This window comes from Synechococcus sp. CS-1329, from assembly GCF_025128055.1.
Lineage (GTDB): Bacteria > Cyanobacteriota > Cyanobacteriia > PCC-6307 > Cyanobiaceae > Regnicoccus_A.
In genome coordinates this window covers 22,364-42,069 of the sequence record NZ_JAHLYS010000007.1, presented here as the reverse complement: position 1 = coordinate 42,069, position 19,706 = coordinate 22,364, and the positions used below count along the sequence as shown (strand labels likewise).

Here is a 19,706-nt window from a genome sequence, read left to right as displayed (position 1 = left end):
CCGCTGGCAACGACGTCCCGGGCACCGGCCCAGAGCCCGCTGGGCTTCCTAAAGTCGAGATCCGTGAGGCGCCCTCTCTGCCCACGACCCCCAGCCATGGTCGATGCCAGCCTGCTCAAGTCCACCACCCGCCACGTGCGGGTGTTCACCGCCCGGGTGGAGGACGGTGAACTGATCGCTGATCCCAGCCAGCTGACCCTGGACCTTGATCCAGACAATGAATTCCTCTGGGACGCCCCTGTGCTCGCCAAGGTTCAGCAACGTTTCCGTGAGCTGGTGGCCGCCAGCGCCGGCCACGACCTGAGCGAATACAACCTGCGCCGCATCGGCTCGGAGCTCGAAGGCTTCATCCGTCAGCTGCTCCAGGCCGGAGAGCTGCGCTACAACCCCGGCGCCCGCGTGCTCAATTACTCGATGGGCCTGCCCCGCACCCCGGAGGCCCCTTGACCCGCTCCAGATACAGCCGTGGAGACGGTGGCCGCCGCAGCTATGCCCGCGGCAGCGAAACCCGCCCGATGCCAGCGGCTGAGGGGCGCGATCGCGATCCCTATGAGGCCTACGAGCGGGCTCCCCGGGGCCGGCGCACCGCCGAGCGCGGTGGCGGCGGCGGCAGCGGTGGCCCCGGGGACAACGGTGGACCCGGTGGTGGCGGTGGCGGCGGCAGTCCGATTCAGCTGAATGTCGGCACCATCGCCGTGCTGGCCGGCGTGTTGGTGGTCGGTATCGGCATCGGCACGGCACTCTCGAGCAACACCCCCGGCAACCAGGGCAACATCGCCAGCAGCCAGCAGCTGGATCTGGCGGTGCCCGATCCCGAGTTCTGCAAGCAGTGGGGCGCCAGTGCCTTCGTGATGGATGTGGAGCTCTACACCACCATGAACCCCAGCAGCAGCTTCGTGACCCAGCCCACCCTGCAGCCAGGCTGCGTGATCCGGCGGGAGAACTGGAGCGTGCTGCAGAAAGAGGGCGCTGTCACCTCCGAGCAGATGCGTCAGTGCAAGCAGCGGATGAACACCTTCGCCTACATCGGCTCGATCCGCGACAAGCCCATCGTGCGCTGCGTCTACCAGACCGACATCAGCGGCAACAAGTTCCAGACCAGGGGCATTGCCGACGATGCCGCCGGCCTCACCCCCGAAGCCGGGCAGTTCTGATCGAAGCGCTGGCTCAGGAGGCCGAGGCCGCCTGGGCCACGGCCTCCACCGGGGTGGCCGCTGGCCGTACCGCGGGCTGGCGCAGGGGGCTGTCGGGGCTGGCAAACACCGGCAGCACTTCGCGGCGGAAGGCCTCAGACGCCCTGGAGCAGTAGCGGGCGGGATGGGTGATCAACTTGAGCTGACGGCGCACCAGCAGATCCGAGACGGTCGGGCGGTAGAGGCTGCCCGTGGCCAGTTCGCGCTCGATCGAGACCACCGGCAGGAAAGCAGCACCGAGGCCCGACTGCACGGCGTTCTTGATCGCCTCAAAGGAGTTGAGCTCCATCTCGATCTTGAGGCGCTGCACCTCCAGACCCGAGCGTGCCAACAGCTGATCCACCATCTTGCGGGTGGTCGACTGGGCGTCGAGGCAGACGAAGCCGAGGCGGTAGAGGTCGTCCTTGTGCAGCTCCGGCAGCCGCGCCAGGGGGTGCTTCACCGGCAGCACCAGGGCCAGTTCGTCGTTGGCGTAGGGCACCACCTGGAGCAGGTCAGCCAGTTCGGTGGGCAACTCTCCGCCGATGATCGCCAGATCGATCTGGCCATTGGCCACGCTCCAGCTGGTGCGGCGGGTGCTGTGCACCTGCAGCTGCACCGAGACATCGGGGTATTTCTGGCGGAACAGGCCGATCATGCGGGGCATCAGATAAGTGCCCGTGGTCTGGCTGGCCCCCACAATCAGGGAGCCACCGCGCAGGTTGTGGAGATCATCAAGGGCGCGGCAGGCCTCCTGGCACTGGCTAAGGATCCGGTCGCAGTAGCTGAGCAGGAGGTGACCGGCTTCGGTGAGCTGCGCCTTGCGCCCGCCGCGATCGAACAGAGAGACATCCAACTGCTTCTCCAGATTCTGGATCTGCAGACTCACCGCCGGCTGGGTGACGTAAAGGCTGTCGGCAGCCTTCTTGAAGCTGCCCTCGCTGGCGATGGCGCGCAGGATGCGCAGCTGATCGAGGGTGAAGGGCAGATCAGCCATGGGATGGGCCCTGGGCCTGGCTCCGGCTGGAAGGCAGAACTCTAAAGGGGAAACTCCTGCGACCCTGGGCCTCCCCGCCAGGCCGGGATGGAATGACACCTCCGCCAGAATCGCCGCTTCCGCTGAGGCTTCTTGGCCCCGTCCCCGCCCTGCTTCGCCCTGTTCACCGCCGCTCTCGCCGCCAGCCCTGGCGCCGGCTTCGGGATCGTGCCGCCGGAACACCGCTCCAGCCTGGTGATGCTCGCCCTGCTGCTGGGGTTTGCCGTGCTCCACAGCGGCGGCGCAGCCCTCAGGGCCCGGGCGGAACAGCGCCTGGGGGCGCGGCTGTGGCGCCTGCTGTTCGCTGCGGTGAGCATCCCGGCGGCCGTGGTGGTGGTGGGCTATTTCATCGCCCACCGCTATGAGGGCGTGCGGCTCTGGAACCTCCAGGGCACCCCAGGGCTGATCCCGCTGGTCTGGGTGGGCACCGCCATCAGCTTCTTTTTTCTCTACCCGGCCACCTACAACCTGCTGGAGATTCCGGCACTGCTGAAGCCGCAGGTGCGCCTCTATGCCAGCGGGATCATCCGCATCAGCCGCCATCCCCAGGCGGTGGGGCAGGTGCTCTGGTGCGCCACTCACCTGCTCTGGATCGGCAGCAGCTTCATGCTGGTCACCTGTGCTGGCCTGATCGGCCACCACCTGTTCGCGGTCTGGCATGGCGACAGGCGGCTGCGGGAGCGCTTCGGTGAGGCCTTCGAGGAGCTGCGCGCCAACACCTCAGTGATTCCTTTCCGCGCCGTGCTCGACGGCCGCCAGCAGCTGGTCTGGGCTGAATTCCTGCGGCCGTCCCAGCTGGGGATCGTCATCGCCATCGCCCTGCTGTGGTGGAGCCACCGCTTCCTGGGCCTGGCGGCCGGGGCGTTTCTGGGGGGACCCCTGGGGCGGCTGCTGGGCTGAGGTGCCCCCTGGCGCCGTCCCTGGGCACCTGATCGCGGTCCAACACACAGACCGAGGCCAGCGAGGCGAGCTGCCTACACTCCGGTAGCCCGCACCCTGAGCTGGATGACGTCGGCTGCCGAACTTGTCTGGTTGATCCCCGTGTTGCCCCTGGCGGGGGCGGCCATCACCGGCCTCGGCCTGATCAGCTTCAATCGAACCGTCAACCGGCTGCGTAAGCCGGTGGCCCTGCTGCTGCTCAGCTGCGTCGGGGCTGCCGCCGTGCTCAGTTTCGCTGTGCTGGCGGAGCAGCTGGCCGGGGCTCCCGCCACCGAAGTGCTCTTCGACTGGGCCAGCGCCGGCAGTTTCAATCTGCAGATGGGTTTCCGTGTGGATGCCCTCGGTGCCGTGATGCTCTCGCTGGTCACCACCATCGCTCTGTTGGTGATGGTGTATTCCGATGGCTACATGGCCCACGACAAGGGCTATGTGCGCTTTTTTACCTATCTGGCGCTGTTCAGCAGCTCAATGCTCGGTCTGGTGATCAGCCCGAACCTGCTGGAGATCTATGTGTTCTGGGAGCTGGTGGGCATGTGCTCCTACCTGCTGGTGGGCTTCTGGTACGACCGTGATGGAGCCGCCAACGCCGCCCAGAAGGCCTTTGTGGTGAACCGGGTCGGTGATTTCGGCCTGCTGCTGGGCATCCTCGGTCTGTTCTGGGCCACCGGTGCCTTCGGCTTTGAGGAAATCGGCGCTCGTCTCTCCGAGGCCGTGGCCAGCGGCAGCCTCTCCAACGGTGCGGCCGTGCTGCTCTGCCTGCTGGTGTTCATGGGTCCGATGGCCAAGTCGGCCCAGTTCCCCCTCCACGTGTGGCTGCCCGACGCCATGGAGGGCCCCACCCCCATCTCGGCCCTGATCCATGCCGCCACGATGGTGGCGGCCGGCGTGTTCCTGGTGGCTCGGCTGCAGCCGGTCTATGCCCCCTTCCCCGAAGTGCAGGTGGTGATTGCCGTGGTGGGCACGATCACCTGCTTCCTGGGGGCCTCGATCGCCCTCACCCAGATGGACCTGAAGAAGGGCCTGGCTTACAGCACCGTGAGTCAGCTGGGTTACATGATGTTGGCCATGGGCTGCGGTGCTCCGGTGGCCGGCATGTTCCACCTGGTCACCCATGCCTTCTTCAAGGCGATGCTGTTCCTGGGCTCCGGCTCGGTGATCCACGCCATGGAGGAGGTGGTGGGCCATGAGCCAGTGCTGGCCCAGGACATGCGCCTGATGGGCGGCCTGCGCAAATTCATGCCGGTGACATCGACCACCTTCCTGATCGGCTGTGTGGCCATCAGCGGCATTCCGCCCCTGGCGGGCTTCTGGAGCAAGGACGAGATCCTCGGCCAGGCGTTCAACACCTATCCGCTGCTCTGGGTGGTGGGCTTCCTCACCGCCGGCATGACCGCCTTCTACATGTTCCGGCTCTACTTCCTCACCTTCGAGGGCGAGTTCCGCGGCAACGATGCGGTCGTTCGGGCCCAGCTGCTCCAGGAGGCCGGCAAGTCGGCCCCTGGGACCGAGGCGGAGGGCGAGGGCGCCGGCCATGGCCAGCACGCCAGCCACCCCCATGAGTCCGGCTGGCAGATGGCCCTGCCCCTGGCGATCCTGGCGGTGCCGTCAGTGTTGATCGGCCTGCTGGGCACCCCCTGGAACAGCCGTTTCGCCGGCCTGCTCAATCCCGAGGAGGCCGCTGAGATGGCGGAGCACTTCTCCTGGGCCGAATTCCTGCCCCTGGCGGGGGCTTCGGTGGCGGTCTCGATCACCGGCATCACCATTGCCGTGCTGGCCTACTCGCTGCACAAGCTGGATCTGGCCACCCTGGTGGCCGCCCGCTTCCCCAGCATCAACACCTTTCTGGCCAACAAGTGGTACCTCGACGACATCAACGACAGGCTGTTCGTGCGTGGCAGCCGCAAGCTGGCCCGTCAGGTGCTGGAAGTGGATGCCAAGGTGGTGGACGGGGTGGTCAACCTCACCGGCCTGCTGACCCTGGGCAGCGGCGAAGGCCTGAAGTACTTCGAAACCGGCCGGGCCCAGTTCTATGCCCTGATCGTGTTCGGGGGCGTGATCGCCCTGGTGGTGCTGTTCAGCAGCTTCTGAGCAGGGGCCATCCCACCGCTCGCCCCCAGCGGACTGTGTGTGTCATCCCTTATCTGAAGGCGGCCTGAGCGGCAGGTATTTCTACACTCCGCCCAGACCTGATTTCTGCCTCCGTGCCGCTCGATCCTGCCGTTGCCACGGGTGCCCTTGCGGCCTTGGGCGATGCCCCCGCCACAGCCTTCCCCTGGCTGAGCGTTTCGATCCTGATGCCGATCGCCGCGGCCCTGCTGATTCCCTTCATCCCGGATCCAGGCGACGGCAAGACGATCCGCTGGTACGCCCTTGGCGTCGCTCTGGTCACCTTCCTGGTCACCGCCGGCGCCTACCTCAACGGTTACGACCCCTCCGTGGCCGGCCTGCAGCTGATCGAGCGGGTGGAATGGGTGCCCAAGCTGGGTCTGGCCTGGTCGGTGGGCGCCGATGGGCTCTCGATGCCCCTGATCCTGCTCACCAGCTTCATCACTGCCCTGGCGGTGCTGGCGGCCTGGCCGGTCACCTTCAAGCCGCGCTTGTTCTATTTCCTGATCCTGGCCATGGACGGCGGTCAGATCGCCGTCTTCGCCGTGCAGGACATGCTCCTGTTCTTCCTCTCCTGGGAGCTGGAGCTGCTGCCGGTGTACCTGCTGCTGGCCATCTGGGGCGCCAAGAAGCGCCAGTACGCCGCCACCAAGTTCATCCTCTACACCGCCGGCGGCTCAGTGTTCATCCTGCTGGCGGCCCTGGCGATGGGCTTCCAGGGCGGCGGCCCCCCCAGCTTCGAGTACACCGCCCTGGCCGCCAAGGAGTTCGGCACCCGCTTCGAGCTGCTGGCCTACGCCGGCCTGCTGATCGCCTTCGGCGTGAAATTGCCGATTGTGCCGCTGCACACCTGGCTGCCCGATGCCCACGGCGAAGCCACCGCGCCGGTGCACATGCTGCTGGCCGGCATCCTGCTGAAGATGGGGGGTTACGCGCTACTACGCTTCAACGTGCAGCTGCTGCCCGATGCCCACGCCCAGTTCGCGCCCCTGCTGGTGGTGCTGGGGGTGGTGAACATCATTTATGCGGCGCTCACCTCCTTCGCCCAGCGCAACCTCAAGCGCAAGATCGCCTACAGCTCCATCAGCCACATGGGCTTCGTGCTGATCGGCATCGGCAGCTTCAGTGCCCTCGGCACCAGCGGCGCCATGCTCCAGATGGTGAGCCACGGCCTGATCGGCGCCAGCCTGTTCTTCCTGGTGGGCGCCACCTACGACCGCACCCACACCCTCCAGCTCGATGAGATGGGCGGCGTGGGTCAGAAGATGCGCAAGATGTTCGCCCTCTGGACCGTCTGCTCCCTGGCCTCGCTGGCCCTGCCGGGCATGAGCGGTTTCGTCTCGGAGCTGATGGTGTTCGCAGGCTTCGTCACCAGTGAGGCCTACTCGCTCAGCTTCCGCATCGTCATGGCGGCCCTGGCGGCGGTGGGCGTGATCCTGACGCCGATCTATCTGCTCTCGATGCTGCGGGAGATCTTCTTCGGCAAGGAGAACACCGAGCTGGCCTCCCACTCCAAGCTGGTGGACGCGGAGCCACGGGAGATCTACGTGATCTCCTGCCTGCTGGTGCCGATCATCGGCATCGGCCTCTATCCCCGCCTCGTCACCGACACCTACCGGGCTTCGATCGAGGCCCTCGTGCAGCGGGAGGAGGCCTCCTTGGCCCGGATCATTCCAGCCGGACGCCAGGGCCTGATCCGTCAGAACCCTCCCCTGGCCCTGCTCAGTCCTGGCCTCGAGCCCCAACAGCCCCTGCTGGTGGCGCCGCTGCTGCCCTGAGAGGGCGGCGGCCTCAGGATTGGGTTACGAAACTCTGCGGATGCAGCCCGCCCATCCCCCTGACCTGGCGGGATGCCTACGCTCCCAGCCAGTTGTGCCCGTCCTGGGCCATCAGCCCACCAACCTTCATTCTTTCGCCTCGTCCCAAGCGTCTCGAATCATGCGTCAGCTGAACTTCCTGCTGATCTTCAGCTTTGGCCTGGCCACGGTGATGTTCACCCTGGAGAACACCGCCGCCACCACGGTGCACTTCCTGCCCGGGGTCAGCGCCACCCTGCCCCTGGCCGCGATGATGCTGGTGGTGGGAGGCATTGGTGCCACCGCCGCCTGGGTGTTCGCCGTCTGGACCGGCGTGGTCAAGAAGGTGGAGGAGCTGCAGGAGCAGGGCGAGCTGGAGGCCCAGCAGGTGCGGATCCAGGAACTCGAAGCCGACGTTCAGCGCTACCGGGCCACGGTGGATGCCCAGTTGAGCCTGCTGCCGGCCGCCGGCCAGAGCTCAGCCCCGAGCCCTGAGCCCGCCGCCAACGAGGCCTGAACCCGGATCCCGCTGGCCGCGGGCCCGCAGGCGGGGTACGTTTCGCTCAGATGGGGAAGGTTCTTGGCTGAAGCAGGCGCCAGGCTGGCGATTCGCCTGCTGCAGGATGCCGCCGAGCGTGGCGAGATCGATCCCTGGGACGTGGATGTGATCGCCGTGATCGACGGCTTCCTCGACCAGCTGCGCCAGCGGATCGGTGCTCCACGGCTGGTGGGCAGAGCCGGCCAGGGGGGCAGTTTCGAGAGCGACCTGGCGGTTACCAGCGAGGCCTTCCTGGCGGCCTCCGTCCTGGTGAGTCTCAAGGCCGAGGTCCTTGAGCAGCAGACCCTCCCGCCCGAGCCGGAACCGGAGCTGGATGCTTTCAGCTTCGGCGACGAGGAGGCTGAGCCTTTCGAGTTGCTCTCCTTTCAGCTGCCGCGGCGGCCGGAGCGACACCTGCTGCGGCGGGCCGTGGCGCCACCTCCTCTGCAGCGTCCCGTGACCCTGGGGGAACTGATCCGCCAGCTGGAGGACATCGCCGAGCGGCTGGAGCAGGGGGATGCGGGCGGGCGCGGCAGACAGCGCGGGCGGCGCTATAGCGAGCGGGCGGCGATCGAGCAGGTGGCCGCCCTGGCCCACCGGGAGAAACTGCCGGAGACCACCGCCGCCCTCAGCCACTTCCTGCTGCAGTGGCAGGCCGCCAGCGACTGGGTGGACTTCGAGGAGCTGGTGGCAGCCTGGGCCGAGGCCGCCCCGTCCGACCTGGACCAGGACCGGGTGGGAGTGTTCTGGGCTCTGCTCTTCCTCTGCTCCCAGGGCAAGGTCGACCTGCACCAGGGGGCCGATCTGTTCGGGCCCCTGTTCCTCAGGGGCTGCCTCGAGGAAGGGGTCACCAGGCTGCCCTCCGCCCAGCCCCAGGGGCTGGGGCCAGCTCCGTCTCCGGCTCGGGAAGCGCAGGCTGCCTGAGGCTCTTCATTAGGATTCCTTGAATCTGATCACAAGCGGACAGGTGCCCATGAAGGCCATGATCCTCGCGGCCGGCAGGGGAACCAGGGTGCAGCCCATCACCCACACGATTCCCAAACCGATGATCCCGATTCTGCAGAAACCCGTGATGGAGTTTCTGCTGGAACTGCTGCGTCAGCACGGGTTCACCGAAGTCATGGTCAATGTTTCACACCTGGCTGCGGAAATCGAGAACTATTTCAGAGATGGGCAGCGCTTCGGCGTGGAGATCGCCTACAGCTTTGAAGGGCGCATCGAAGACGGTGAACTGATCGGCGCCGCCATGGGCTCAGCCGGTGGTCTCAAGAAGATCCAGACGTTTCAACCCTTCTTCGACGACACCTTCGTGGTGCTCTGCGGCGATGCCCTAATCGATCTCGATCTCACCGAGGCGGTGCGCCGCCACAAGGAGAAAGGGGCGATGGCCTCCCTGATCACCAAGAGGGTGCCCAAGGATCAGGTGAGCAGTTATGGCGTTGTCGTCACCGACCAGGACAACCGGGTGCTGAGCTTCCAGGAGAAGCCCTCCCTCGAAGACGCCGCCAGCGACATGATCAACACCGGCATCTACATCTTCGAGCCGGAGGTTCTCGATCACATCCCCGCCGGCATTCCCTTCGACATCGGCGCCGACCTCTTCCCACGGTTGGTGGCCGCCAAGGCCCCCTTCTATGCCTTGCCGATGGATTTCGAGTGGGTGGACATCGGTAAGGTGCCCGACTATTGGCAAGCGATCCGCAGCGTGCTCGAGGGCAAGGTGCGCCAGGTGCAGGTGCCTGGCCGGGAAGTGCGTCCGGGGATTTTCACTGGCCTGAACGTGGCCGCCGACTGGGACAAGATCAATGTGACCGGACCCATTTACGTGGGCGGCATGACCCGCATCGATCCGGGGGTGACGATCGTGGGGCCGGCGATGATCGGACCGAGCTGCCACATCTGCGAAGGCGCCACGATCGACAACTCGATCATCTTCGACTATTCCCGCATCGGTGCCGGCGTGCGCCTGGTGGAGAAGCTGGTGTTCGGCCGCTATTGCGTCGATCGCAACGGCGACCACTTCGATCTGCAGGAGGCCTCCCTCGACTGGCTGATCACCGACGTGCGCCGCCAGGACGTGGGTCAGCCCTCACCCCAGCAGAAGGCCATGGCTGATCTCCTCGGCACCGATCTGGCCCTCAGCGCGGGCGAGAGCTGATCCTGATCTCCTCCAGCCCCAGTCCAGCAGGGGCTGAAACACCCGCCTCGGCCAGAATCCGGGGAATGCGCTCCTCCGCCTTCACCGCCATCAGGTGAACCCCCTGGGCAATGCTGCTGTAGGAGCGCACCTGCTCAGCAGCGATGGCCACCCCCTCGGCCGCCGGGTCCGCTGAGGCCGCCAGCCGGTCGATGATCGACTGGGGAATCGAGGCGCCCGGCACCACGCGGTTGATGAAGGCCGCGTTTCGCGCCGATTTGAGCAGAAACACCCCCGCCAGCACCGGCAGGCCCAGCGGCTCGCTGATCTCGCCACAGAAACGACGCAGGGCCTCGCTGTTCATCACCATCTGGGTCTGCAGGAAGCGCGCGCCGGCCGCCTGCTTGCGCGCCACCCGGGTCCGCAGCCCACTCCAGCTGGTCGACTGGGGGTCGGCCGCAGCTCCGGGGAACAGAGCCGTGGGTCCATCCGGCAGCAGCCCAGCCACCGGATCAAGGCCATCGTTGAGGCGGCTGAGCAATTGCAGCAGGCGCACGGCCTCCAGCTCATTGACGGCCCTGGCGCCCGGCTGGTCTCCAGCGCGAACGGGGTCACCGGTGAGGCAGAGCACATTGCGGATGCCGAGGGCATGGGCCCCGAGCAGATCGGCCTGAAGGGCAATCCGGTTGCGGTCGCGGCAGGCCAGTTGCAGCACGGGCTCAAGCCCGGCCTCAAGCAGCAGGCGGCAGAGGGCGAGGCTGCTCATGCGCATCACGGCCCTGCTGCCGTCGGTGACATTGACGGCATGGACCAATCCGCGCAACTTTGTTGCCACCGCGAGGGTGCGACTGGGGTCTCCCCCCCGTGGCGGCGTCACCTCAGCCGTGATGGCGAACTGACCGGTCTCTAGGGCCTGGCGCAGAAGCAAGGGACAGGGATTCGCTCAGGGCACATCATCGGTCAACGATCGCTGCATACAGTGGGGTGCGGAGGTGTGGAGTTTGGATGTCCGATCGAGACCATCTCATCCAGCTGCGCTCCAGCCTTTCGGAACGCGAGCTTGAAATCATTGAGCGGGTCGCGACGGGCCTGACCAACCAGGAAATCGCCCTGGAGCTGATGATCAGCAAGCGAACCGTCGACAACCACGTCAGCAATATCTTCACCAAGACCGGCGCCAAAAACCGGGTGGCCCTGCTGAACTGGGCCATGGATAACGGCAAGATCTGCCGTGATGGCTTCAACTGCTGCAATCTGCCCAGCCCTCAGGACTGATCCCCAGCCCCAGCCGAGAGTGCCTGCGGCAGCTGGGGCAGCTCAACGCTGGCGCTGAGTGACATGAGGCTGTAGCCGTCGGGCCCGAGCCCGAACAGGTCGGCGTAGTCAAGGCAATCGTCGGTGTCGCGGCCGGCGAAGCGGAGCACACCTTGGTGGTCGTAGAGGCCGATCACGGACGGGCTTGGAGCAGGGGTGAATTAAGGAGAAATCCTTAACGAAATCCTAGCGGATGTCTTTCTCGTCACAAAGGCCCTCAACCCCAAGATCCAGCCGCTCCGCTGCCGGCCAGCGGCTCCAGGGGCGCCGGGCCAGGGCTGCATTGCTGAGCTCTCCGCGTCCGGTGATCTCCCGGTGGCACCAGGGCGGCAGCACCAGCTCCTGGTCTTCCCGCTCCAGCTCCACCTCCGCCACCACCAGGGGGGCGTTCTCCGCCTCGAACACATCCAGCACCCAATCGCCGCCAGGCAGATCAAGCCCATAGCGCTCCTTGCTCAGGCTGGCCGCCGCCAGGTCCAGCAGTTCCCGGGCATCAGCGGCGGGGATCGGGTACTCAAATTCCGCCCGGGTGATGGCGGTGACCCTGGCCTTGAGGGTCAGCCAGGCTCTGGCCTCCTGCGCGGCCTCGCGGCACTCCTCTTGCAGGCGCACCCGTACGGTCACCCCATCGGCTGAACCCTGCAAATAGCCCTGGCGCAGCTGCTGCCGCCAGAGGATGTGTTCCCTCCAGCCAGTTCCCCTCACAAGGAAGCGGCGCTCGATCTCCAGAGCCACCGTTGCCCCCCACTCAGATCAGGCCATCCTGCCGCCAGGACCAGCCCCGATGCTGTTGCACTCAGTTGGCAGAGGGTTCAGAGGAGGTGAGGTCGCCTGCCCAGTGCAGCTTGTGGCTGAGGGTGCGGTAATAGGACGGGCTCTGCTGGAGCACCACCATCAGGGCGCAGTGGCTGGAGCGCCGCACCACACAGCGATCACCCGGCTCCAGCACCGTGGCATGGGCACCGTCTTTCCAGAGCTTCACCCGCCGACTGGGCTCACCCAGGGGCCAGATTGCCAGCTGCGAGCGCGGCGGCACCACCACCGGCCGGCTGGAGAGGCTCATCGGGCAGATCGGATTGACCACGATCGCATCGATACCGGGATGGAGGATCGGTCCCCCCGCCGCCATCGCATAACCGGTGGAGCCGGTGGGGCTGGCGATGATCAGGCCATCGCCGCGGAACTGATCCACCACCTCCCCGTCGATCTCCAGCTCCAGCACGCAGGTGGGCGAGAGCTCATCGAGGAAGGGACGGAAATAGAAATCGTTGAGCGCCCGGTGCAGCCGGGGAGGTCCGCCGTTGGCGGGGTCTTCGGGCTCATCGCCTTCGGGCACTCCATCGCCGTGATCAACGAAGGCCTCCAGCATCATGCGGCGCTCGAGGGCGAAGCGGTCATCGCGCAGCCGCTGCCAGAGGTTGTCCTCGAGGGAGGTGCTGCTGAGCACCAGCAGCTTGCGCTCATGGGTGAGGAATCCCAGGTGCCCACCCACGTTGAAGCTGAGGATCGGCACACCCAGGGGACCCAGGTGACGGGCCGCCCCCAGCACGGTGCCGTCACCGCCCAGCACCACGGTGAGGTCGGGCAGGCAAGGCTCCGTGGCCAGGAGGCCCGGGAATGGGTTGGCACTGGCGCCGCTGCTGGCCACCGTGACCGCAACACCCTGGGCACGCAGGTCTTCGCAGCAGCGCCTGGCCTGGCGCTGGGCCGCCTGGCTGCCGGAGCGAACAATCAGCCAGACGCGCTGGAGCTGCATGGAATCAGAGGTGAACCCCGAACCGCCGCAGTGGCGACGCAGCGGCGGAAGATCTCACCAGCGCAACAGGTTGAAACGCTCCATGTCGACGGTTTCGCGGTTGCGGTAGAGGGAGAGCAAAATCGCCAGGCCCACCGCCGCTTCGGCAGCCGCCACGGTGATCACGAAAATGGTGAAGACCTGCCCGCGGATCTCCTGACCATCGATGTAGCTGGAGAAGGCCATCAGATTGATGTTGACCGCATTGAGCATCAGCTCAATGCTCATCAGCACCCGCACCGCATTGCGGCTGTTGATCAGACCCCAGACTCCGATACAGAAGAGGATGGCAGCCAGCACCAGATAGGCCTGGAGCGGAATGTCGAAGGAGGTGGCAGGCATGGTCAGACTTTCTCCAGCAAGGTGGTTTCTCCAGGGTTGCTCTCCAGCAACAGAGGAGTCCGTTCTTTTTCAATCAGGCCCTGGTCGACCGCCTCACCGGTGATCACATCACTGCTGAACACATCGCGGCGGGCGAGAACGATCGCACCGATCATCGCCATCAGCAGCAGCACCGAAGCCAGCTCAAAGGGCAGCAAGTAGTCGCTGAAGAGATGAATGCCGATCACAACAGCGGAGTCGTCAGCGAGCGGGGTGGGGCCGGTCACAGCCCAGGGGGTGGTGAGGTCGACCCGCAGGATCAGCAGGAAAAGACCCAGGCAGACGGCGCCCGAGAGCACCCGCCGCAGCAGCAGGCCGGGAATCTCGGCCATCTCCTCTTTCTTGTTCACGAGCATGATCGCGAACAGGATCAGCACATTCACCGCACCCACATACACGAGCACCTGGGCGGCGGCAACAAAACTGGCATTCAGCATCAGGTAGAGACCCGCCACTGAAAGAAATACCCCTGCCAGGAGGAACGCGGAGTAGACGATGTTGGGCAGCAGCACCACTCCCAACGACCCCAGCACCAAGGTGAGGGAGAGGGCAACGAAGCAAATGAGCTGGGTGACGGACGCGATCGTCATCAGGCCTTCTCCGCAGACTTGGCCGCAGCAGCCGCCATCTCAGCCTGCACCTGCTCGGGCAGTTTGCCCGCCCTGGCCCGGTCGGGGTCCACCCCATGGGGATCCATTTCACCCTTGGGCAGGTAAGCCAGTTCGCGCAGGGGCACCACTGCCGGATCACTGGTGACGCTGGTGGGCAGGCGGCCCAGGGCGACGTTGTCGTAGTTGAGGCTGTGGCGATCAAACGCCGCCAGCTCATACTCCTCGGTCATGGAGAGGCAGTTGGTGGGGCAATACTCCACACAGTTGCCACAGAAGATGCAGACCCCGAAATCGATCGAGTAGTTCTTGAGTTCCTTTTTCTTGGTCTCCTTGTTCATCACCCAATCGACCACCGGCAGGTTGATCGGGCAGACCCGCACGCACACCTCACAGGAAATGCACTTGTCAAATTCGTAATGGATCCTGCCGCGGTAACGCTCGGAGGGGATCAGTTTCTCGTAGGGGTATTGGACGGTGATCGGCCTGCGGCGCAGGTGATCAAACGTGACCGAAAGGCCCTGGGTGATGTAGTTGGCCGCACCGACGGCGTCCTTGGTGTAGTCACCGACCTTTTGCAGGAATCCGAACATGGCGGGGGAGTCGGAGAGGAACGAAGACAGGGGGCTGAAAAGCTGAAGCTGAAGTTGGAGCCGGACCTGAGCACTGCGCCCATGATGACCGGCTGAGCGCTCAGCCGCCGAAAAAGGCGGGGAAGGCGAGCTTGAGGCCGGCGGTGACCAGCAGGTTGACCAGAGCAATCGGCAGAAGGAACTTCCAACCGAGATCCAGCAGCTGATCGATGCGCACCCGCGGCAGGGTCCAGCGCAGCAGAATGGCGATGAACACCAGCAGGTAAGCCTTGAGCACGGTCATGACGATGCCCAGGGAGCCGGTGATCACCTGCACCAGAGGAGCATCCACCGACTGACCCATAGCGCCGGCCAGCCATTCCACCGGGATCGGGAATCCCCAGCCACCGAGATAGAGAACGGCCACCAGCAGGGCCGAGAGCACCAGGTTGATGTAACTGCCCAGATAGAACAGGGCAAACTTCATGCCGGCGTATTCGGTCTGATAGCCGGCCACCAGCTCTTCCTCGGCCTCGGGGAGGTCGAAGGGGAGGCGTTCACATTCAGCCAGGGCACAGATCCAGAAGATCAGGAAGCCCACCGGCTGGCGCCAGATGTTCCAGCTGAGGATTCCGGCCCCGCTCTGCTGGTTGACGATGTCAACGGTGCTGAGCGAATTGCTCATCATCACCACCGCCAGCACAGCTAGAGCGAGGGGGATCTCATAGCTGATCGACTGGGCGGCGGCCCTCAGGCCGCCCAGCAGGGAATATTTGTTGTTGCTGGCGTAGCCGCTCATCAGCAGCCCGATCGGCTGGATGCTGCTCAGGGCGATCCAGAGGAAGACGCCGATGCCCACATCGCTGATCAGCAAGTTCTGCCCGAAGGGCACCACCAGCCAGGACAGGATCACCGGCACCAGCACCAGCACCGGGCCGAGGGTGAAGAGCAGGCCGTCGGCACGACGGGGGATGACATCTTCCTTGAACAGCAGCTTGAGGCCGTCGGCCATGGGCTGGAGCACCCCGAGGGCGCCGGCATATTCAGGGCCGATCCGCTGCTGCACAGCAGCCGAAATCTTGCGCTCCAGCCAGACGTTGACCAGCACGCCGATGACGGCAGCCACCAGCACCAGCAGCATCGGCAGGGGCAGCCAGAGCAGATGGGCTGTGCCCTGGCTCAGGCCGAAGCCCTCCATGGCACTGGTGAAACTGGACTGAAGGTCGAGACCAGGCCCGACAACAGCCAGGGCTGGCCAGCTGGTGGTCAAGGGAACTGGTGCCGGGTCGATCAACACCGTGGCAACTCCGCGTTGAGCTGAGATGGGGGCAACTTAAACGCCTGGCAGGGCATTGCGGGCATCCTGAGGCAACCAAGTCCTGCGGGCAGCACCGGTATAGATCTGGGTGGGCCGGTAAATGCGGTTAGCCCCCAGCTGCTCCTTCCAGTGGGCCAGCCAGCCGGCCACCCGGGCGATGGCGAAGATCGGCGTGAACAGGTCCCTGGGGATGCCCAGCTTGCGGTACACCAGCCCGGAATAGAAATCGACGTTGGGATAGATGCCCTTGGGCCCCAGCCGCTCGGAGGCCACCTCCTCCACCCGCCGGGCCACGTCGTACATGCCGTCGTGGCCGAAGCGATCGAACAGCTGCTCAGCCAGCCCCTGGAGAATCACGGCCCGGGGGTCCTTGACCTTGTATTCCCGGTGGCCGAAGCCCATGATCTTCTGCTTCTCGGCGATGGCCCGATCCAGCCAGGCCTCCGCCCGGTCTTCGCTGCCGATCTGCTCGAGCATGGCCAGCACGTCTTCGTTGGCACCACCGTGGAGCGGGCCGGCCAGGGTGCCCACCGCCGAGGCCACCACGGCGTAGGGGTCGGTGAGGGTGCTGGCGGTGACTCTGGCGCTGAAGGTGCTGGCGTTGAGGCTGTGCTCGGCGTGCAGGATCAGGCATTGGTCGAAGATCCTGGCCGCCAGCGGGTCGGGCTCCCGCTCGGTGAGCATGTAGAGGAAGTTGGCGGAATAGGAGAGATCGTCGCGGGGCTGAATCGGATCCTGGCCCAGGCGGATCAGCTGGTAGGCGGCCACCATCGTGGGGATCTTGGCGATCAGGCGCACCACCGCCGCCTCGATGTAGGCGGGATCATCCAGGGCCCGACGGGAATAGAACAGGCCCAGGGAAGCCGCGCTCGACTGCAGCGCGTCCATGGGGTGCCCGTCGGCCGGGAAGCACTTCATCATGTCGCGGATGCGGAAGCTCACCCGCCGGTGCATCTGCACGTTGTGCTCGAACGCCCGCAGGTGCTCGGTGGTGGGCAGCTCACCCCAGATCAGCAGGTGGGCGGTTTCAAGGAACGTGCTGGAGGCCGCCAGTTCCTCCAGGGGATAGCCGCGGTAGGTGAGCAGGCCCTGGAGGCCATCGATGTCGCAGATGGCCGACTGGGTCGCCGGCACACCCTCCAGCCCGGGACGGAAGACGGGCGCCACATCGGACGCAACCCGGTTTGCATCCACCACCATTGGCATCGTCCTTGTCTTTGGAGTTGAAGTTAGGCCGAGGCTCCTCCCCCTGCCGTAGCCCAACGGACCAGCGCTCAAATGAGGCAGGCCGGACTGAGCAGCAGACGCAGGCAGGCGCTGCCCACGAGGGGCTGAGGGGCCGCTGCAGCGGGACAAGACCACTCGAGCAGGGCCACGCCGGCCTTTTTCAGGTGCAGGGCACCAGGGGGGGCACCGCAGAGGCGGGCAGCCAGGGCGCTGAGGTCGGGCTCATGCCCCACCAGCCCGAGGCGACCACCGGCAGCGAGAGGGCCATCCAGAGTCAGCCACTGCTCCAGCAGCGGCATCGGTTCGGCGCCGGGAACGAGTTCCGCGGCGATCGCCAAGGCAGCGCAGAGGCCCTCATCCCTGGCGATCCGGGCCGTCTGCCGCGCCCGCAGCAGCGGGCTGCTCAGCAGCTGATCGCAGGGCAGCTTCAGCTGCTTGAGTCGCCGCACCACCGCGACCGTCCGCTCCCGGCCCCGCTCCGTCAAGGGGCGCTCGCCATCGGGCCGCGCAGCGGGGCCCGGTGCCTGGCGCTCCTCGGCGAGGCCATGGCGCAGCAGCAGCAGGGACATCGTGGCCATGGTCAGCTCAGCTCCAGGCGCGCCCGCAGGGCCAGCAGTGAGGAGGGGCCCAGCGGCGGCGGTGCGTCGTCGAGCAGGGGCGGCTCGATCGCCAGGCTGAAGGCCAGCCCCTCCACACCATCCACCAGCGGGCGGCCCACCAGGCTGGAGACCAGTTGCCAGGGATGCCAGGGGGCCAGCAGGTCCCGGGCGGGCTCGGCGGCCAGGGCCGCCTGCAGGGGAGCGGCCCGCGTGCCCAGGGCCTGCAGTTGCTCAATCCGATCCCGGGGGGGCTGGCGGTCCTGCAGCTGATCGTCGAGGGCCCCCAGACCCTCGCCCCACCAGGAGGTTTCGCCCTGGTCGAAGCGGGCGCCGGCCAGGGTGGCCTGCAGCCGGTCGGGATTGCCTTTGCCGGGGCGGGCCTCCAGGCGGCTCCACACCTGCAGGGTCTGGCCCGAACGGGTCAGGGGCGCCGGGCTGTAGCCCTGCTGCATCAGGGCGGGGCGGAGCTGCTCGCTGCCCAGGGCCGAGGCGGCGGTGGCCAGCAGCCAGCCATCCTTGCGGCGCAGGCCCAGCAAAGGGCCGTGGTCAGCAGCCGCCACCAGGGCCAGCAGCGGCCCATCGAGCTGAGCGAGGCTGCGCTGCAACAACGGCCCCGCCAGGGCCGTCCAGAGGTCAGCACTGGCCGGATCAACCGGCTCTGCCAGCAGGGAGGCCGGATCCTGCAGCAGCGCCAGGCTCGCCACCGGTCCACTGAGCTGGCCCAGCAGGTCGGGGAGAGGATCCAGCTGCAGCGGCGGCAAGGCCTCACGCACGGGCAACAGCGCCTGCAGCTGCAGGCCACGGCCACCGGGCACCAGAGACGCCACCAGTTCACCCACTCCCTCGCTGCCCGCCAGGCCGGGGGGCAGATCGAGCCAGTCGCTGAAGGCCCGCGGGCGGGCGGTGAGCAGGGCCACGCCCCGCTCCAGCCGGTTCACGGCGGCCTGCAGTGAAGCCTGCCCCGCCTGGTTGAGTTCTCCGATCTGCGACACATCGAGGGCCTGCTCCAGCACCCCGCGGCCGGAGGCGATCAGCACCAGCCGGTCGTCGATCAGGGCCGTGGCCAGGGGCTGGCTCGACTCACCCACCAGGGCACCGCGGCCGCTGATCAGCCCCATGCCCCGGTAGCTGCTGATCTGCAGGGCGGTGCCCGCCAGGCTGCGCGACTGCCAGAAGCGCTGCAGGAAGCGGCGGGCGCCCTCGGGTTCGCGGCAGCCCAGCGCCAGCAGCCAACCCGTTGGACCACCACTCCCCTCAGGAGCGATCACCGCCAGGCTGGTCTGCGGACCCAGCCAGCTGGCCAGTTCAGTGGAATAGTCGAGGCCGGCCGTGGCGAAGGCGCCATCGCGCAGGTTCAGCATCAGCTCGGCCACTCCCCGGCGCTGGGGCGGAGCCGCCACGGCCCTGGCGTAGGCCACCAGATCGCCTGGTTCCACCAGCAGGTGAAGGCTGAGCAGGGCGCTGCGCGGCACGAAGCGGGCCGCCAGGGGCAGGTGCAGCGGCTGCTGCTCCAGGCGCAGGGGGCTCTGACGCAGTGCCAGCCACCAGAAGCCTCCCCCCAGGGAAAGCAGGAGCAGTGCTGCCATCAGCACAGCCGCCAGGAAGGGGCGAGCCTTCATGCGCCGCACGCAGGGGTGCTGTCATCTTCATCCATGACCCCGCCCGCTGACAGCCCCGGGGGCAAAAGGCCCAGTGCTGATCCGATCCCGACACCATGGAAGCCATGACCACCCCGACCCCCAGGGCCATCCGAGCCAGCGAACTCCAGCAGCGGCTGCTGGCCGGCGAACCGCTGCTGCTGGTGGACGTGCGCGAGCCCGCTGAACTGGAGATGGCCTCGCTGCAGGAGCCGGTGCTGCATCTGCCGCTCAGCCGCTCAGCCGAGTGGGTCGAGCGCATCGAGAGCCTGATCGGGCGGGACCAGACCGTGGTGGTGCTCTGCCATGCCGGAATCCGCAGCTGGCAGTTCGCCTGCTGGCTGATGGAGGCCCAGGGCTACGGCGACGTGCTCAACCTGCAGGGGGGCATCGACGCCTGGAGCGTGGAGGCGGATCCCTCGGTGCCGCGCTACTGAGGGCTGACCTGCGCCGCTGGATCCCCGGCCAGCCGCAACAGACTGGCTGGATCGGGAGATTCTTTCTTACGATCCGGTTCAGAGAGTCCGCCAG

22 protein-coding genes are annotated in these 19,706 nt (G+C 66.6%); 10 read left to right on the top strand and 12 right to left on the bottom strand.

From position 1 onward, the window contains the following. The first annotated feature begins 96 nt into the window (after positions 1–96). Both KQ304_RS01060 and KQ304_RS01055 read left to right on the top strand, forming a co-directional pair. Positions 97–447, top strand: coding sequence for an NAD(P)H-quinone oxidoreductase subunit M (locus tag KQ304_RS01060; RefSeq protein ID WP_259735274.1), 351 nt, complete (start codon positions 97–99; stop codon positions 445–447). Next, the gene (locus KQ304_RS01055) at positions 444–1,154 is read left to right on the top strand and encodes a DUF3172 domain-containing protein (RefSeq protein ID WP_259735273.1); all 711 of its coding nucleotides are present in this window, start codon (positions 444–446) and stop codon (positions 1,152–1,154) included. Before KQ304_RS01060 ends, KQ304_RS01055 begins: the two co-directional genes overlap by 4 nt. 13 nt (positions 1,155–1,167) lie before the next feature. On the opposite strand, the gene KQ304_RS01050 is transcribed toward KQ304_RS01055, so the two are convergent. Next, positions 1,168–2,169 carry a LysR family transcriptional regulator gene (locus tag KQ304_RS01050; RefSeq protein WP_259735272.1) on the bottom strand — a complete coding sequence of 334 codons (1,002 nt, stop codon included), beginning with the start codon at positions 2,167–2,169 and terminating at the stop codon, positions 1,168–1,170. A 237-nt stretch (positions 2,170–2,406) separates the two neighbouring features. On the opposite strand from KQ304_RS01050, the gene KQ304_RS01045 reads away from it, so the two are divergent. The 6 genes from KQ304_RS01045 to KQ304_RS01020 all read left to right on the top strand — a co-directional run bounded on the left by KQ304_RS01045 (position 2,407) and on the right by KQ304_RS01020 (position 9,745). Then, positions 2,407–3,108: an NnrU family protein gene (locus KQ304_RS01045; protein ID WP_259735286.1), complete on the top strand. Its 702-nt coding sequence runs from the start codon at positions 2,407–2,409 to the stop codon at positions 3,106–3,108. A 105-nt stretch (positions 3,109–3,213) separates the two neighbouring features. Next, the gene (locus KQ304_RS01040) at positions 3,214–5,235 is read left to right on the top strand and encodes an NAD(P)H-quinone oxidoreductase subunit 5 (protein ID WP_259735271.1); all 2,022 of its coding nucleotides are present in this window, start codon (positions 3,214–3,216) and stop codon (positions 5,233–5,235) included. A gap of 206 nt (positions 5,236–5,441) precedes the next feature. Then, positions 5,442–7,031 (top strand): NAD(P)H-quinone oxidoreductase subunit 4, encoded by a 1,590-nt coding sequence (locus tag KQ304_RS01035; RefSeq protein ID WP_399228064.1) that lies wholly within the window; start codon positions 5,442–5,444, stop codon positions 7,029–7,031. 160 nt (positions 7,032–7,191) lie between these two features. Continuing rightward, entirely contained in the window at positions 7,192–7,566 is a 375-nt protein-coding gene (locus KQ304_RS01030; protein ID WP_259735270.1) for a LapA family protein, read from the top strand. Between the two features lie 63 nt (positions 7,567–7,629). Continuing rightward, entirely contained in the window at positions 7,630–8,511 is an 882-nt protein-coding gene (locus tag KQ304_RS01025) for a segregation/condensation protein A (protein ID WP_259735269.1), read from the top strand. 49 nt (positions 8,512–8,560) lie between these two features. After that, positions 8,561–9,745 carry an NDP-sugar synthase gene (locus KQ304_RS01020; RefSeq protein WP_259735284.1) on the top strand — a complete coding sequence of 395 codons (1,185 nt, stop codon included), beginning with the start codon at positions 8,561–8,563 and terminating at the stop codon, positions 9,743–9,745. Here the strand turns inward: KQ304_RS01020 and KQ304_RS01015 are convergent. Continuing rightward, the gene (locus KQ304_RS01015) at positions 9,726–10,652 is read right to left on the bottom strand and encodes a methylenetetrahydrofolate reductase (protein ID WP_259735268.1); all 927 of its coding nucleotides are present in this window, start codon (positions 10,650–10,652) and stop codon (positions 9,726–9,728) included. The genes KQ304_RS01020 and KQ304_RS01015 overlap by 20 nt on opposite strands. A gap of 77 nt (positions 10,653–10,729) precedes the next feature. Between KQ304_RS01015 and KQ304_RS01010 the strand changes: the two genes are divergently transcribed. Further along, the gene (locus KQ304_RS01010) at positions 10,730–10,999 is read left to right on the top strand and encodes a LuxR C-terminal-related transcriptional regulator (RefSeq protein ID WP_259735267.1); all 270 of its coding nucleotides are present in this window, start codon (positions 10,730–10,732) and stop codon (positions 10,997–10,999) included. Here KQ304_RS01010 and KQ304_RS01005 read toward each other — a convergent pair. The 10 genes from KQ304_RS01005 to KQ304_RS00960 all read right to left on the bottom strand — a co-directional run bounded on the left by KQ304_RS01005 (position 10,990) and on the right by KQ304_RS00960 (position 19,124). Then, the gene (locus KQ304_RS01005; protein ID WP_259735266.1) at positions 10,990–11,175 is read right to left on the bottom strand and encodes a hypothetical protein; all 186 of its coding nucleotides are present in this window, start codon (positions 11,173–11,175) and stop codon (positions 10,990–10,992) included. The genes KQ304_RS01010 and KQ304_RS01005 overlap by 10 nt on opposite strands. A 49-nt stretch (positions 11,176–11,224) precedes the next feature. Continuing rightward, on the bottom strand, positions 11,225–11,773 hold the full coding sequence (locus KQ304_RS01000; protein ID WP_259735265.1) for a CYTH domain-containing protein: 549 nt from the start codon (positions 11,771–11,773) through the stop codon (positions 11,225–11,227). Between the two features lie 61 nt (positions 11,774–11,834). Then, complete coding sequence (locus tag KQ304_RS00995; RefSeq protein ID WP_259735264.1) at positions 11,835–12,794, bottom strand: NAD(+) kinase; 960 nt, start codon at positions 12,792–12,794, stop codon at positions 11,835–11,837. 54 nt (positions 12,795–12,848) lie between these two features. Further along, the gene (nuoK, locus tag KQ304_RS00990; RefSeq protein ID WP_259735263.1) at positions 12,849–13,175 is read right to left on the bottom strand and encodes an NADH-quinone oxidoreductase subunit NuoK; all 327 of its coding nucleotides are present in this window, start codon (positions 13,173–13,175) and stop codon (positions 12,849–12,851) included. 2 nt (positions 13,176–13,177) lie between these two features. After that, positions 13,178–13,804, bottom strand: a complete 627-nt coding sequence (locus KQ304_RS00985) for an NADH-quinone oxidoreductase subunit J (protein WP_259735262.1) — start codon at positions 13,802–13,804, stop codon at positions 13,178–13,180. Then, positions 13,804–14,415 carry an NAD(P)H-quinone oxidoreductase subunit I gene (gene ndhI / locus KQ304_RS00980; RefSeq protein WP_259735261.1) on the bottom strand — a complete coding sequence of 204 codons (612 nt, stop codon included), beginning with the start codon at positions 14,413–14,415 and terminating at the stop codon, positions 13,804–13,806. The genes KQ304_RS00985 and ndhI overlap by 1 nt, the downstream gene beginning before the upstream one ends. 100 nt (positions 14,416–14,515) lie before the next feature. Then, a complete protein-coding gene (nuoH, locus tag KQ304_RS00975; protein WP_259735260.1) occupies positions 14,516–15,664 on the bottom strand; it encodes an NADH-quinone oxidoreductase subunit NuoH in 1,149 nt (382 codons plus the stop codon). A gap of 63 nt (positions 15,665–15,727) precedes the next feature. Further along, on the bottom strand, positions 15,728–16,918 hold the full coding sequence (locus tag KQ304_RS00970) for a citrate synthase (RefSeq protein WP_259735259.1): 1,191 nt from the start codon (positions 16,916–16,918) through the stop codon (positions 15,728–15,730). A 68-nt stretch (positions 16,919–16,986) separates the two neighbouring features. Next, positions 16,987–17,517 carry a phosphohistidine phosphatase SixA gene (sixA, locus tag KQ304_RS00965; RefSeq protein ID WP_259735258.1) on the bottom strand — a complete coding sequence of 177 codons (531 nt, stop codon included), beginning with the start codon at positions 17,515–17,517 and terminating at the stop codon, positions 16,987–16,989. Between the two features lie 2 nt (positions 17,518–17,519). Next, a complete protein-coding gene (locus KQ304_RS00960) occupies positions 17,520–19,124 on the bottom strand; it encodes a DUF3352 domain-containing protein (RefSeq protein WP_259735257.1) in 1,605 nt (534 codons plus the stop codon). Between the two features lie 137 nt (positions 19,125–19,261). Between KQ304_RS00960 and KQ304_RS00955 the strand changes: the two genes are divergently transcribed. Next, positions 19,262–19,612, top strand: coding sequence for a rhodanese-like domain-containing protein (locus KQ304_RS00955; protein WP_259735256.1), 351 nt, complete (start codon positions 19,262–19,264; stop codon positions 19,610–19,612). Positions 19,613–19,706 lie beyond the last annotated feature (94 nt).

Bases quoted from the DNA above. Each gene is read 5' to 3' on its own strand.
- KQ304_RS00970 (WP_259735259.1), bottom strand. From the start codon at position 16,918: ATGCCAATGGTGGTGGATGCAAACCGGGTTGCGTCCGATGTGGCGCCC.
- KQ304_RS01030 (WP_259735270.1), top strand. From the start codon at position 7,192: ATGCGTCAGCTGAACTTCCTGCTGATCTTCAGCTTTGGCCTGGCCACG.
- KQ304_RS00960 (WP_259735257.1), bottom strand. From the start codon at position 19,124: ATGGCAGCACTGCTCCTGCTTTCCCTGGGGGGAGGCTTCTGGTGGCTG.
- KQ304_RS01040 (WP_259735271.1), top strand. From the start codon at position 3,214: ATGACGTCGGCTGCCGAACTTGTCTGGTTGATCCCCGTGTTGCCCCTG.
- KQ304_RS01035 (WP_399228064.1), top strand. From the start codon at position 5,442: ATGCCGATCGCCGCGGCCCTGCTGATTCCCTTCATCCCGGATCCAGGC.
- KQ304_RS00955 (WP_259735256.1), top strand. From the start codon at position 19,262: ATGACCACCCCGACCCCCAGGGCCATCCGAGCCAGCGAACTCCAGCAG.
- ndhI (WP_259735261.1), bottom strand. From the start codon at position 14,415: ATGTTCGGATTCCTGCAAAAGGTCGGTGACTACACCAAGGACGCCGTC.
- sixA (WP_259735258.1), bottom strand. From the start codon at position 17,517: ATGGCCACGATGTCCCTGCTGCTGCTGCGCCATGGCCTCGCCGAGGAG.
- KQ304_RS00995 (WP_259735264.1), bottom strand. From the start codon at position 12,794: ATGCAGCTCCAGCGCGTCTGGCTGATTGTTCGCTCCGGCAGCCAGGCG.
- KQ304_RS01010 (WP_259735267.1), top strand. From the start codon at position 10,730: ATGTCCGATCGAGACCATCTCATCCAGCTGCGCTCCAGCCTTTCGGAA.
- nuoK (WP_259735263.1), bottom strand. From the start codon at position 13,175: ATGCCTGCCACCTCCTTCGACATTCCGCTCCAGGCCTATCTGGTGCTG.
- KQ304_RS00985 (WP_259735262.1), bottom strand. From the start codon at position 13,804: ATGACGATCGCGTCCGTCACCCAGCTCATTTGCTTCGTTGCCCTCTCC.
- KQ304_RS01045 (WP_259735286.1), top strand. From the start codon at position 2,407: ATGCTCGCCCTGCTGCTGGGGTTTGCCGTGCTCCACAGCGGCGGCGCA.
- KQ304_RS01060 (WP_259735274.1), top strand. From the start codon at position 97: ATGGTCGATGCCAGCCTGCTCAAGTCCACCACCCGCCACGTGCGGGTG.
- KQ304_RS01050 (WP_259735272.1), bottom strand. From the start codon at position 2,169: ATGGCTGATCTGCCCTTCACCCTCGATCAGCTGCGCATCCTGCGCGCC.
- KQ304_RS01020 (WP_259735284.1), top strand. From the start codon at position 8,561: ATGAAGGCCATGATCCTCGCGGCCGGCAGGGGAACCAGGGTGCAGCCC.